This window comes from Gracilibacillus suaedae (genome assembly GCF_017599345.1).
In the GTDB taxonomy this organism is placed as follows: Bacteria; Bacillota; Bacilli; order Bacillales; family Amphibacillaceae; genus Gracilibacillus; species Gracilibacillus suaedae.
In genome coordinates, this window is the sequence record NZ_JAGFVL010000055.1 from 164,794 (window position 1) to 178,197 (window position 13,404).

The following is a 13,404-nucleotide window of genomic DNA, read 5'->3' on the forward strand; positions in this document are numbered from 1 at the left end:
AAAAGACATTTCTCTATTTATTTTGATAGACTTTGATCAATTTTTCAACTGAAAACATGGTAGATTTTAAAATATATATGGTTATTTAAGAAGGTAACAGGCTGACTGAACTATTTTCCGTGAGAATTTCGTAGTCATCCTTATTTAAACGGACAAATACGGTACCAGACTGCTTCAAAAAGTAAACATCAATCCATGTTGCGTTTAATCGCTCAATTAATGATTCATTAATCTTATGTGTTTGACTCGGAAAAATAATACTCATATATGGATCAATATGTTCCAGAAAATTTTGTGACGGTGAATGTCCACTACCGAAAGCTGCTACTTTTAATATATCTACATCTACAGTTTGCTCAATTAATTTTTGTTCAATGGTTGTTTCTTTGTCATTCAAAAACAAAATGGATTCTTTACCATATCGCATTAAAAAAGAAATATCACCATCCTTTGTTTCATCCAACGGTCGGATATTTACATCTTCCCAGAGTGCAAACTCTTCATTCAGGTTCCAAGTTTCCACCTCAACACCTTCTAAAAATTCCACATTCATGTTCGCAGGAATGATTAGTTTTTCAACTTGATAATGCTCCAGAAAATATAATAAGTTTCCTGTATATTCTTCTGATTGGTTCGTTACAACAATCGTTTCAATTTTGTCAACATGAAGTTTACTTAATTGTTGATATAATGTTTTTTGACTCCGTTTAGAAGCTGTATTCACTAAAGTGTGCTCACCCTTATGATTAGTTAATAAACTTGCTTCACCATGAGGTACATTAAAAAATATAATGTCTAATTCATCAGTATTTAATTTTGGTATATCAGGCATGGCTAGTAACGGCGGACTAATCAAGAACGATAATAATATAAAGCAGAACAAACGTTTTGTCATTAGGGAACCTACCTCTTTGATTTTTGATTATATATGTAGGTTTTCACAAATACGGAAGTTTATCATAGCCATTTTTTACTTACACGATTTAGTAAGTTTTGCATGTTTTCATAATGAATCGGAATTTCAGGTATAGATTGAATAAAGGTCTTACCATAACGCTTTGTCATAATTCGTTCATCAAAAACAAAAATCATACCATGGTCTGTATCTTTCCGTATTAATCTGCCAAATCCTTGTTTGAATTGCAATACCGCTTGTGGTAAAGCTAATTCCATAAACGGATTCAGTCCATTAGATTTAAAATAATCTGCTTTTTTAATATATACTGGATCTTGTGGCGACTGAAAAGGTAGTTTCACAATGATTAAACACGACAAGTCATTACCTGGAATGTCAATACCTTGCCAATAAGCATTTGTGCCTAAAAGGATCGATTTATCAAATGCTTGAAATTGTTTAATTAATCGATTCCTGCTGCCAGTCGAAACACCTTGTCCAATAATCATATAGTCCATCAACAGATCTGTTTCTTTTAAAATAAAATAGCTTTTTCGCAACATATCATACGAAGTAAAGAGTACTAGCATTCTCCCCTTCGTCTTCTCGGCTATCGAAATAATTGCTTCATTTATAGCAAATATAAAATCGTCATTATTAGGATATTGTATAGCCGGGAGATCGTTAGGTATCATTAGCTCTACATTATTTTGGTAATCAAAATGATGTTCAACAAGATACTCCTTCGTATGTTCCATATCTAGCCCTAATCTTTCTTTTATATATCGAAATGATTGGTTCATGGTTAAAGTAGCACTAATTAAGATAATCGATTGCTTTTTCCGAAATAAACAAGACTGTAATGTATCCTTAACTGAAAATGGTTCGTGCTGAATAAATACAGCATTCTCTGCACCTTGTTGATCAATCTCCAGCCATGTAACAGCTGCCTGTTTTTCTTCGATTAATAGCTGTCGAAGCAGTTCTTCTATTCGTAAAAATTGTTTCTTCTCATCTGCTGTATCATCTGGGAACAATTCAGCTAATTCTTTTATTACCATCATTGTTCGATAAATGCTGTCGACCACTTCTATTGATTTATCCTGATTCCAGACAGTTTTCAAACGTCCTACATCTGTCACAGATTTTTGTTTTTTATTCTGTTCTTTGACATATTGATATAATTGACGGAATAATATATCTGTTTCATATTTGACCGTATCTAAACATTGTTGAAGGGTTATGCTATTGTCAACGCTTTTTTCTAATTGTTGATACAAGTGAGTTAATTCAAAATAGCTTAGGGAATCTCCAAGGTAATTGGTTGCCATCTGTTCAAGTTGATGTGCTTCATCAATAATCAATCTTTGATACGCAGGCAGAATGGGCTTTTCTGCTAACATGTCAATTGCTAACAGAGAATGATTAGTTACAATGATAGAAGCGTTCGTTGCTGTTTTTATCATTTTTTGATAGAAACAATAATTCTTCCACACCTCATTCGTTTTTTCGTTATTCACCACAATTTGATAAAAGATAGGGTGTTTTTCAACCGAAAATTGTATTTCATCTAAATCACCTGTCGTTGTTTCAGTAAGCCAGACGACAATCATAGCTTTGAGTAATATGTCCTGATATGACCGATAATTGGAATCATGAAAGAATTGCTCGAAATTTTGCAAGCTTAAATAATGACTTTTTCCTTTCATAATGGCTGTTCGAACGGGTAAATTAAGTTTTGCTAAATCTTGATCAATCAATTGCGATTGTAAATTTGTATTAGTCGTACTAATCACTACTTTATTATGGTGATGTAGTGCTTCATATGCAGCCGGAATTAAATATCCAATCGTTTTCCCAAGGCCTGTTTCCGCTTCGATTAGTGCATGTTCATTCTTCCGGAAATGATCATAAATCTTCTCACTTATGTAGATTTGTGATTTTCGCTTCTCATACCTAGCATAAACTTGTGCCAGCTTGCCATGATCACCATACATTTCGTCTAAATATCTAGAAAAGTCTTGCGAAATATCAGCCTCTTCTTTCTGTATTTCTTCTTGTTTCTTTAGAGAAAAACCTCTAAATTCTTCAATATCTTTGCGAACCGCTTGTTGATTTAATGATTCACACAATTTAGCAAAATCTGTACGTAAAGGATGAGATATGGATAATACCTGATCGATGACGTTCTCCGGTAAGGATTGTAATTTGTTAATTAGCATAATTAGCAAATCAGCTGTTACCAATGCATCTGATATAGCCCTGTGTGGATTAGCATGACTAATCAATAAATATTCTGCTAATTCATTTAATTTATAGCTGGGTGCTTTTGGCAATAAAATTCTTGCTAATTCTACAGTATCGACAACATAAGGGTGGATTTTCGTTTCCCCTACTCGTTCAAGCTCTTCATTTAAAAAAGTTAAATCAAATGGTACATTGTGTGCAACTAAAATAGCATTGTCAAGTAAACCTTTAAACTCGGTAACAACTTCAGAGAATACAGGCTGTGTATCCACATCTTTATCCGTTATTGAGGTTAATTGTGAAATAAAGGTTGGAATAGGTTGTTCTGGATTGATTAGCTGATTATACTGTTGTGTAATTTGGTTGTTTTCGATTACTACTAAGGCTATTTCAATTATTCGGTCACCTTTTGATGCGGATTGTCCAGTAGTTTCGACATCTATTACAACAAATTTTTGCAAAGGATCATCCCCGATACTTGATATTACATTTTAATTTATAGTTTATAACTTATAACGAATAAATATATAAACATCGCTTGATCATAGTTCACACTAGATACACATACTGCGAAGTAATGAAAACTCTGTTTAGTGAGCTTTTTTCCATTCTTCTGAAGTTGCGTGCTCATTCGTCGCTGCGGAAAAACACTCCCTTTCCGGGGGCACGGCCTCAGCTAACTTGGTGAAGAAAATCACTTCACCAAGTGGATCTTCGGCTCGCGCTGTTCCCCCAGGAGTGTCGCATTTTCCGCAGCTTAGTGTGTATTTCTAATCAAGTAAGAAGAAATTCACAGAATATATCTACCAAAAGTTCTCTTCTTTCGAAAATCAGAACACTACGCTTAGCGGAGGCAGAATACGGAGACTCCTATGGGAACTCACGCGAGTCCGAGGAGGCTGAGACCGCGCCCACGGGAAATACGTATTCTTCCGGAGCGTATGGCAGCACTCATCAAAATGCAGAATGGAAGAGAGCAAATCCATGTCAAGTTACTGCGTAGTATATTACTGTGCATCGTTAGTTGCTGTTTTCAAAAAACAAACTCTTATCTTGGCGGATAAGAGTTTGTTGTCATGAAAGGCTTGATAATGGTGGTTCTTGCTCTAATACTTCTTTAATATTGTTATGCTCATCCATTACAGCTACTTTTGGTTTAAATTCTTTTAGCTCTTCGTCTGATATGATGCCGTATGAAACGACTATTATAATATCATCAGGCTGAACAAGACGAGCAGCTGCACCATTTAAACAAAAAACCTTACTGCCTCTTTCTCCAGCAATCACATATGTCTCTAAGCGTGCTCCATTATTGTTGTTTACTATTTGCACTTTTTCATGCGGTAAAATACCCACCTCATCTAAAATATCCTCATCAATCGTAATACTACCTACATAATTTAAGTTTGCCTCTGTAACACGTGCGCGATGAATTTTCGATTTCATCATAGTACGTAACATAATAGTTCCCCCTAAACAATTGCTTTAGGTACAGTTCCAGTCTCACTTATGATAAGATTATCAATTAATCTTGCTTTCGTAAATTGAACAGCCACAGCAATGATAATTTGTTGATCAATAATATCTATTTGCTTTAAAGATGGAAATGATAACAAATCTACATAATCAATTTTACCGTTTGTTTCTCTGTCTAAATATTTTTTAACTTCCTCTATAATCATAACAGGATTTTTTTCACCGTCAATAATTAATTGCTGTCCTGTACGTAATGCTTGATGTAAGTGAGTGGCTTCTTTCCTTTCTCTTTCAGACAGGTAGACATTTCGACTGCTTTTTGCTAAACCATCTGCCTCTCTCACTGTTGGTACGGCAATAAGTTTGATAGGGAAATTTAAATCATCAATAAGCCCCTTTACAACAGCAACTTGTTGTGCATCTTTGAGACCCAAAAAAACAAAATCTGCTTTTGTAAGATGAAAAAGCTTTGTCAATACGGTGGCAACACCATCAAAATGACCTGGTCGACTTTTACCACATAAAACATCTGTACGTCTCTTCACATGAAGTTTAATTGTTGCATCTTGAGGGTACATTCCCTCCACTGTAGGCAAAAATAGAATATCGACGTTATGTTGTTCAGCAATCTTTTGATCCCGCTCTTCATTTCTTGGATAGCGTTCAAAGTCTTCATCAGGACCGAATTGCAAGGGATTTACAAATATACTTGCAATTAAAACATCTGCATAATTTTTGCTCTTATCCATTAGTGTTGTATGTCCTTCATGTAAATAGCCCATTGTAGGGACAAAACCGATCGTTTTATGGTCCTGCTTCAATCTGTCTGTAATGGCTATCAGTTCGTTAACAGTACGTACAATTTTCACTTCTATTCCTCCAAATTCAGATCATTGGCTAACTGTTCATCCATAACAAACGTATGCTCCGAGCTCGGGAATTCACCGGATTTCACTTGCTTATGATACTGCTGAATCGCTGATTGAATATCTGATCCAACTTCATGAAATACTTTTACGAAAGAAGGTTTAAAATCTACTCCGTATTGTACAATATCATGATAAACAAGCACCTGACCATCACAATCCATGCCTGCACCTATACCAATAGTTGGAACCGATAATTGTTGACTTATATGCTTGGCTAATCGATCTGGCACACATTCTAATACGACGCTGAATGCTCCACTATTTTCTAAATGCTTCGCATCAGTTATTAAATGTTGAGCGGTTTCCTTATCTTTTCCCTGGATTCGATAACCACCTAACACATGTACTGACTGTGGCGTTAAACCTAAATGGCCAACGACAGGCACACCTGCTTCTGTTAGTTTCTGAATCAACTTTAAGGTATCTGCAGACGCTCCCTCGACTTTAATGGCATGTGCATTCGTCTGCTGCATTATTTTCTGTGCATTCTCCATCGCTTTTTCTAATGATAAGTGATAAGACATAAAAGGCATATCAATTACAGTAAATGTATCCGGGGCACCTCTTGTAACAGCTTTTCCATGATGGATCATATCTTCTACCGTAACCTCGATAGTAGATTGATAGCCCAATACGACCATCCCGAGAGAATCACCAACTAATAGCATATCAACTTCCGCTTTTTCTGCTAATTTTGCAGATGGATAGTCATATGCTGTGACCATAGAGATTTTTTCACCGTTCTTTTTCATCTTTTGAAATTGAATTGTATTTTTCACCTTCATAACCCCTTACCATGTAATTTCTGCACTATATATAACCTTCTCATCGTGATTTTCTTTTAATACAACTAATGCCCCTTCATCTGTTATCCCATTAACAGTAGCATTGTACTCTTCTTGGTTTGTTTTCACATGGATTTTTTCATTTAATTTATAAGCATGCTCTAACCATTTTGCTTTGATTGGTTCAAAACCGGTTCGCAAATAGGCTTGATATGCTTTTTCAAAATCCTGTAAAACATTTTGAATAACCTCAAGCCGGTTCCACTCCTGTCCAGATGCAATCCGGAGAGAAGTAGATTTCCCTTCTAATTCTTCGGGAAAATCTGCAGATGATTGATTGACATTAATTCCGAAACCGATGATTAAATACTGAATGGCTTCCAATTCAGCCTGCATTTCGGTTAAGATTCCAGAGATTTTTCTTCCATTAATAAAAAGGTCATTCGGCCATTTAATTTGGATCTTTTGTCCTGTGAGTCGTTCGAGTGTGTCTACTAAGGTAACAGCTACAAATAATGTCATTTGAGATGCCTGATGTGGAGGAATGCTAGGTCTTAGAATGATACTCATCCATATTCCTCCATCATGATCAGAAACCCAGCGCCGATCCATGCGTCCACGACCAGATAATTGTTTACTTGTCGTAACAACAGTACCATGTTCTGCACCTTTTCTTGCTAAAGCATGTGCTAAATCCTGTGTAGACGCTACTTCTTGTCTAAATTCAATACGTTTGCCCAACCAGTCTGTTTCTAGGCCCCATTTAATCGTGCTTTCATTGAGTTGTTCCGGCTTAGCTATAAGGCGATACCCTTTTTTAGGCACTGAATCAAACTGATAGCCATCTTTTTTTAATTCATTTATATGTTTCCAAATAGCAGTACGGGATACGTCTAATTTCTCAGACAAAGCCTGTCCAGATATATATCGATCATCTTGTTCCGCCAAAATGGAAATTAATTCGTGGCGTTTATTGGTTGTCATATTGTAACCACTCTCTTATATCATTTTTATCGTTTTTAATTAATTCTGTAACGACTGCCTTCTCCGTTTCAAGAAGCAAGTTCTGAATCCAAGAGCCTTTAGAGCGATTAGGAAAAAAGGAAATAATATCTTTTCCATTAATCGCTAAATCTTGTCTATCTTTGATTACTAAGTTCTTTTGCACCATTTTAATTTCTTCTTGGGTAAATGGGTTCTTTTGAAATAACGTACACAATATGGTGAAATCTTCAATTAAATCTTCAGGTAATCGATACAGCAACCATTTTAATGGTTCTTTTGGATAATCTTGAACAAGTTGAACTAATAAACGACTAGATTTTTTTAGTTGATTGGATAGTTTCCAACTGTTTGTCCAATCAGCTATAGCTATTTCTGATACAGTTAAATTCATATAAGCAATAAAAGCTGCAAGACTTGGCAGTGAACTATTCAACCTTTGCAATGACTGTTGAATAATATCTTCAGATAAAATGGGTAAATGATTGACCAAACCTGTCCGAAATAGTGATCGTTTCGCATCACTGAAATAGTTACCTTTTAGCGTTTTCTCCCATTCAACCGCAATTCTTTCTACCGCAATCTTATCTAGCCATTTTCTATTATCATAAATAGCATGTAAAACTTCTTCAGCCAATTCAAACCCTAATTGACTCTGAAAACGAATTGCTCGCATCATTCTTAAAGGATCTTCTAAAAAACGCTCCTGTGCTCTTCCAACAGTACGAATTATTTTATTGTTGATGTCAACTTGACCATGATATGGATCAATCAGCTGTAATGATTGATCCATCGCTATTGCATTCATAGTAAAATCTCTTCTTGCAAGATCTTCCCTTAAATCTGTCACAAATTTAACTGTATCTGGCCTTCTAAAGTCACTATAACTTGTTTCGGTTCGAAATGTTGTTACTTCAAAGGATGTACTCTGATAACGTACTAATACAGTACCGTGCTCAATCCCAGTAGGTATCACCCTCGGAAATATTTTTTGTATTTGATCAGGATACGCTGATGTTGCTATATCAATATCATCAACAGTTCTACCAAGTATCGAATCTCTAACAGCACCACCTACAATGTAAGCTTGAAATCCGTAGTTGCGAATTTCTTGTACTACTTGTTGAGCTAATTTAAATAGGTTAGCTTTCATTATTTTCACCTAACACCTTAGTATACAACGCTTCATATTGCTGCTTAATCTTATCAGATGAAAAATGTTGTACAACTCTTTCCTTTGCCTTGGCTGAAAATGAATGCCATTTATCCATATCACTTATTAACTCTAGTGTTCTCGCGGCAAAAGCATCAATATCTCCCAGTTCTTCTATATAACCTGTTACCCCGTCTTCAATAACTTCAGGAATCCCTCCAATATTTGAACCAATACAGGGAATGCCGCAAGCCATGGCTTCTAATAAAACAAGTCCAAAGCTCTCTTTCTCAGATAATAGTAATTTAATATCTGCAATCGAAAGCAGACAAGGAATATTTTTCTGTTTACCAAGGAAATGGACTACATGGTCCAATTGTAATTCTCGAACTAAATCATATATTCTACCGTATTCAGGACCATCACCAATTAACAAAAGTCGAGAAGGTGTCTCTTTATATACTTTTGCAAAGGTATGAATAACATCTTCTAATCGTTTTACTTTTCGAAAGTTAGAAATATGAATCAATACTTTCTCATTCTTTTGGATACCAAATTCTTGTTTCAATTCTTCCTTGTTCTCTCCTAGATATTCCAGTTCATTCACAAAATTATATATGACATGAATGGGACGCTTAATCCCTAACATCTCTTTCGTTTGGTTCACCAGGCTATAAGATACAGCGGTAACCGCATCTGACTGTTCGATACCAAATTGAATCATCTTTTTTAAACTTAGATCAATTCCCAGTACGGTAATATCTGTACCATGTAATGTGGTAACAATTTTCACTGGGTGCCTTGCCATTTGCTTTGCTAAAATAGCACAAATTGCATGTGGCACTGCATAGTGAGCATGAATAATATCTAATTCTTCCGTATCAATAACTTCTGCTACTTTTGTTGCCAAAGCTAAATCGTAAGGCGGATATTGAAAAACAGGATAATGATTTAACTCTACTTCATGAAAATATATATTAGGATTAAATGAATTCAAACGAAATGGAACACTAGATGTAATAAAATGAATTTCATGACCTTGTTTTGCTAGCATTTTACCTAACTCGGTCGCAATAATTCCTGATCCACCCACTGATGGATAACAAATTATTCCTATTTTTAGCATGTGGCAACCCACCTATCATCTTGAATTTAGGACTGTAAATTACGCCATTCAAAAAAGCCTGCATCGAGCGCTCTTATCATGACTTCTGCTCCTCCTAAATTAGTTACAAGAGGAATTTGATAAACATCACATAATCGCATTAATGCACTTATATCTGGCTCATGAGGTTGAGCTGTTAATGGATCACGGAAGAATACAACGAGGTCCATTTCATTAGTGGCAATCTTTGCTCCGATTTGCTGATCTCCACCTAATGGACCAGACTCAAAGCGTTGAATAGCTAGACCTGTTGCTTCGTTAATTCTTTTACCAGTTGTTCCTGTTGCATATAGTGTATGATTTTTTAAAATTGCTGAATAAGCTACCGTAAAATTTACCATGTCCGTTTTCTTTTTATCGTGTGCAATTAAAGCTATATTCATTTGGCTCTCTCCCTATTCAAGTATATTTTCTAATCCATAAACTAAAATATCGAGCTTCATGACATTATCAATGGCCAACTTGACTCCTGTCATAAAGGAACTGCGATGAAACGAATCATGTTTAATTGTAAGATTCTCTCCAGTAGAACCGAATACCACTTCTTGATGTGCAACTAAACCTGGTAAACGCATACTATGGATCCTCATACCGTCGACATCAGCACCTCTGGCACCAGCAATCGTTTCTTTCTCATCAGGATGCCCTTGATTTTTCGTTTCTCGTACTTCTTTAATCAATGATGCTGTTTTAACTGCAGTTCCGGATGGAGCGTCCAGTTTATTATCATGATGTTTTTCAATGATTTCAACATCTGGGAAATATTTAGCTGCCCATTTCGCGAATTGCATCATCAGTACCGCTCCTAAAGCAAAGTTTGGTGCAATGATAACTCCAACTTCTTTCTCTTCTGCCAAGTCAGTCAGCTCTTGTAGTTGGTCGTCTGTAAAGCCAGTAGTACCAACTACTGGTCTAATCCCGTAGTTAATGGCAGTCTTTGTATGTATATATCCAAATTCAGGCGTGGTCAGATCGACCAATACATCTGCCTCTACGGATTGAAAGCATGTTTCAATATCGGTATAGATTGCAGCATCCAAATTCGGTAACTCTTCAAACTCCTTTATTTTTTTACCTTCAAATTTATGATCTAAACAAGCGACTAATTCCAATTCTTCTTGTTTTTCAATCATTCTTAATGCTTCGCTACCCATCTTTCCTCTAGGTCCTGCAACAATTACTTTTACTTTATTCATTGTTATCCTCCTGATTCGCTATTCTTGTCCAACGATCTTTGTCTCTTGTTTCGATTTTACTCATTGTCTTTGCAAATGCTTCACTTAAGCTAATATTTTGCGAATTAGCAAAACATATCATCACAAAGAGAAGATCTCCCAATTCTGCTTCGATCGTATTATCGTCTTCAGAATTTTTCTTAGGTTTTTCACCATAATGATGGTTTACTTCTCGTGCTAGTTCACCAATTTCCTCTGTGAAACGTGCCAGCATACTTAATGGCGAAAAATAACCTTCTTCAAATTGCGAAATATACTGATCTACTCTTTTTTGCATACCTTGCATACTTTCTTTATTATACATTTAACACCCTCCAGAGATAAAGTAAAAAGACAGATGTATACACATCTGCCTTTCATCATATTTAATCTTATTCCTCATTTGCAAGTAAAAACATCGAAGCAAAACGGATTAACTCTGCTACAGCAACAAGTGCTGCTGCAACGTAAGTTAATGCTGCTGCATTCAACACTTTTTTCGTTTGTCGTTCTTCATTATTACGGATGATCCCGGAAGAAACAAGCTGTCCCATTGCACGGTTAGAGGCATCAAATTCTACTGGTAATGTCACCAGTTGGAACAGAACAGCGAATGACATAAAGATTACTCCAACTAGTACCAAATCCATCATTCCTAAGAATATTCCGGCTAGGATAAAGATAAACGACATCTTATCTCCTAGACCAGCTATTGGTACTAATGCATGGCGAAATCGCAAAAATGCGTATGATTCAGCATCTTGTATTGCGTGACCTACTTCGTGAGCTGCAATGGCTGCTGCTGCTGCAGAATAACCATGATAGTTATCACTAGATAAGCGAACTACCTTTTTGCGAGGATCATAATGATCAGACAACATACCTTTGGTTTCTTCTATACTTACATCATATAAACCATTATCATCTAAGATCTTTCTTGCGACTTGTGCACCTGTTACCATGTTAGAATTCATTACTTGCGAATACTTTTTATAGGTGTTTTTAACTTTCGATTGTGCCCACAATGGCACAAGAATTAATATAGCAAGATAGACAAAATACCCTAGCATTTTCATTCCTCCATCAAAAATAACATCTTTCTAAGGTCAATTTTAGTCAAATAGTGACATTATGTCAATTAAAATGTTCACACAGATTCTCCCTTGTATTTTGCCCAGGCAACATAAGATAAACTCAGGAAAATAAAACCGATTACTATAAAAATTAGCCACTTTGTATAATGAGCATTTGCATTATTAAGCGTGTCAATATTAAGTTTAGATATTTGTGCAAAAGATTCTTCTAATTCCATTTCATCATATGATTGATGGCTATTCATTATGACACTTAGTGACTGTTGATAATCTTGATATTGCTCTTCATTTAAATGTAATTTTACAACTGGGGATATTGCTTCCACATAAAAGACAATTTCCTCCATTTCAGCTTGACTTACTTGCTCCTGATCTAATAGTTTATTCATCTTGTCATCTAATTCATACTTCCAAGATGTCCATAGTGGGGCACTATCTGATATCATAGCATCCCATAAAATAATGGTTTGTTGCGCTACTAACGATTTCTCATAATCCGTTGTTTGCCTATCTTGAAGTACATCTAAACATTTATCAAGGTATTCTTTCATTACTGGTTCATATGTTCTCTTTTCTTCTGCAACTCCTTGTAAAATGATCTTTTGATTGTTTTCGATGGTTTGGACCGCAACATCATAACGTTGCTCTTGTACAAGTCGTTCAAAAGTGTACATATAATGATCATTATCTTGAGCAGAGAGATCGAATGGATGAAAAGCTTGTATTACTATTAAGATGAAAAAAAATGAAAACACATAAATAATTCGCACAACTACCCCTTCTTCCATCTTTCTTTTTAAAAATGTATGAAAGATCTGTAGCAGTTATGCCTTCTAATCCTATCCAATCAAAAACCCCATGAAATCGTGTTATATAGTTCATTAATATTAAAAAAGAATGATTCTCTTCAAGAAAAAAATATTTAATAATAGCACAAAATCCATAAACTACGCAGTAACTCTCTTGAGGATCTGCTCTGTCCATCCTCCCATAGAGAGTGCACCGAATACCGCTTCGGCAGAATACTGCGCTTTCCGTGGGCACGGCCTCAGCTAACTTGGTAAAGAAAAGCACTTTACCAAGTGGATCTTCGGCTCGCGTGAGTTCCCACAGGAGTCTCCGTATTCTGCCTACGCTATTGTTGTGCTCTGGTTATAGAAAGGATAGAACTCATGGAAATACATATGGTGGAGAATTCGATTGGTTGATTTCGGATTAGTGTTGTAGGGCATATCTTAACGAAGGCCGCCCACTTTCACTCCTGTGGGAATTGTTTGACCTGAAGATCCACTTTTTCGAGCGGTTTTGGCTCGAAAAAGTTAGCTGAAGGACAAACCCCACGGAAAGGGAAGTGGGCAGCCGGAGTGGCAGTTATGATCACGATATATGTCAAAATTACTTCATAGGTGACTGTGCATTTAATTTCGAACAAACAGTATTTTCA

General features: G+C 35.9%; 13 protein-coding genes. All 13 read right to left on the bottom strand.

Features of this window, described 5'->3' with window-relative positions; translation table 11 throughout:
• Positions 1 to 85 precede the first annotated feature (85 nt).
• Entirely contained in the window at positions 86 to 895 is an 810-nt protein-coding gene (locus J5J03_RS16700) for a ComEC/Rec2 family competence protein (RefSeq protein WP_208591040.1), read from the bottom strand.
• Between the two features lie 62 nt (positions 896 to 957).
• The gene (gene dinG / locus J5J03_RS16705) at positions 958 to 3,603 is read right to left on the bottom strand and encodes an ATP-dependent DNA helicase DinG (RefSeq protein ID WP_208591041.1); all 2,646 of its coding nucleotides are present in this window, start codon (positions 3,601 to 3,603) and stop codon (positions 958 to 960) included.
• Between the two features lie 613 nt (positions 3,604 to 4,216).
• A complete protein-coding gene (panD, locus tag J5J03_RS16710; protein WP_208591042.1) occupies positions 4,217 to 4,603 on the bottom strand; it encodes an aspartate 1-decarboxylase in 387 nt (128 codons plus the stop codon).
• 11 nt (positions 4,604 to 4,614) lie between these two features.
• The gene (gene panC, locus J5J03_RS16715) at positions 4,615 to 5,487 is read right to left on the bottom strand and encodes a pantoate--beta-alanine ligase (RefSeq protein ID WP_208591044.1); all 873 of its coding nucleotides are present in this window, start codon (positions 5,485 to 5,487) and stop codon (positions 4,615 to 4,617) included.
• A 2-nt stretch (positions 5,488 to 5,489) separates the two neighbouring features.
• Entirely contained in the window at positions 5,490 to 6,326 is an 837-nt protein-coding gene (gene panB / locus J5J03_RS16720) for a 3-methyl-2-oxobutanoate hydroxymethyltransferase (protein WP_208591045.1), read from the bottom strand.
• A gap of 12 nt (positions 6,327 to 6,338) precedes the next feature.
• A complete protein-coding gene (locus tag J5J03_RS16725) occupies positions 6,339 to 7,316 on the bottom strand; it encodes a biotin--[acetyl-CoA-carboxylase] ligase (RefSeq protein ID WP_208591046.1) in 978 nt (325 codons plus the stop codon).
• Positions 7,303 to 8,487, bottom strand: coding sequence for a CCA tRNA nucleotidyltransferase (locus J5J03_RS16730; protein ID WP_208591047.1), 1,185 nt, complete (start codon positions 8,485 to 8,487; stop codon positions 7,303 to 7,305). Before J5J03_RS16730 ends, J5J03_RS16725 begins: the two co-directional genes overlap by 14 nt.
• Entirely contained in the window at positions 8,477 to 9,613 is a 1,137-nt protein-coding gene (gene bshA / locus J5J03_RS16735) for an N-acetyl-alpha-D-glucosaminyl L-malate synthase BshA (protein ID WP_208591048.1), read from the bottom strand. The genes J5J03_RS16730 and bshA overlap by 11 nt, the downstream gene beginning before the upstream one ends.
• A gap of 26 nt (positions 9,614 to 9,639) precedes the next feature.
• Positions 9,640 to 10,035, bottom strand: coding sequence for a methylglyoxal synthase (gene mgsA, locus J5J03_RS16740; protein ID WP_208591049.1), 396 nt, complete (start codon positions 10,033 to 10,035; stop codon positions 9,640 to 9,642).
• A gap of 12 nt (positions 10,036 to 10,047) precedes the next feature.
• Positions 10,048 to 10,848 carry a 4-hydroxy-tetrahydrodipicolinate reductase gene (gene dapB, locus J5J03_RS16745; protein ID WP_208591051.1) on the bottom strand — a complete coding sequence of 267 codons (801 nt, stop codon included), beginning with the start codon at positions 10,846 to 10,848 and terminating at the stop codon, positions 10,048 to 10,050.
• Positions 10,841 to 11,191 carry a nucleotide pyrophosphohydrolase gene (locus J5J03_RS16750; protein ID WP_208591053.1) on the bottom strand — a complete coding sequence of 117 codons (351 nt, stop codon included), beginning with the start codon at positions 11,189 to 11,191 and terminating at the stop codon, positions 10,841 to 10,843. Before J5J03_RS16750 ends, dapB begins: the two co-directional genes overlap by 8 nt.
• 67 nt (positions 11,192 to 11,258) lie before the next feature.
• Positions 11,259 to 11,936: a zinc metallopeptidase gene (locus J5J03_RS16755; RefSeq protein WP_208591055.1), complete on the bottom strand. Its 678-nt coding sequence runs from the start codon at positions 11,934 to 11,936 to the stop codon at positions 11,259 to 11,261.
• Between the two features lie 77 nt (positions 11,937 to 12,013).
• Positions 12,014 to 12,730: a sporulation protein YpjB gene (locus tag J5J03_RS16760; protein WP_208591057.1), complete on the bottom strand. Its 717-nt coding sequence runs from the start codon at positions 12,728 to 12,730 to the stop codon at positions 12,014 to 12,016.
• Positions 12,731 to 13,404 lie beyond the last annotated feature (674 nt).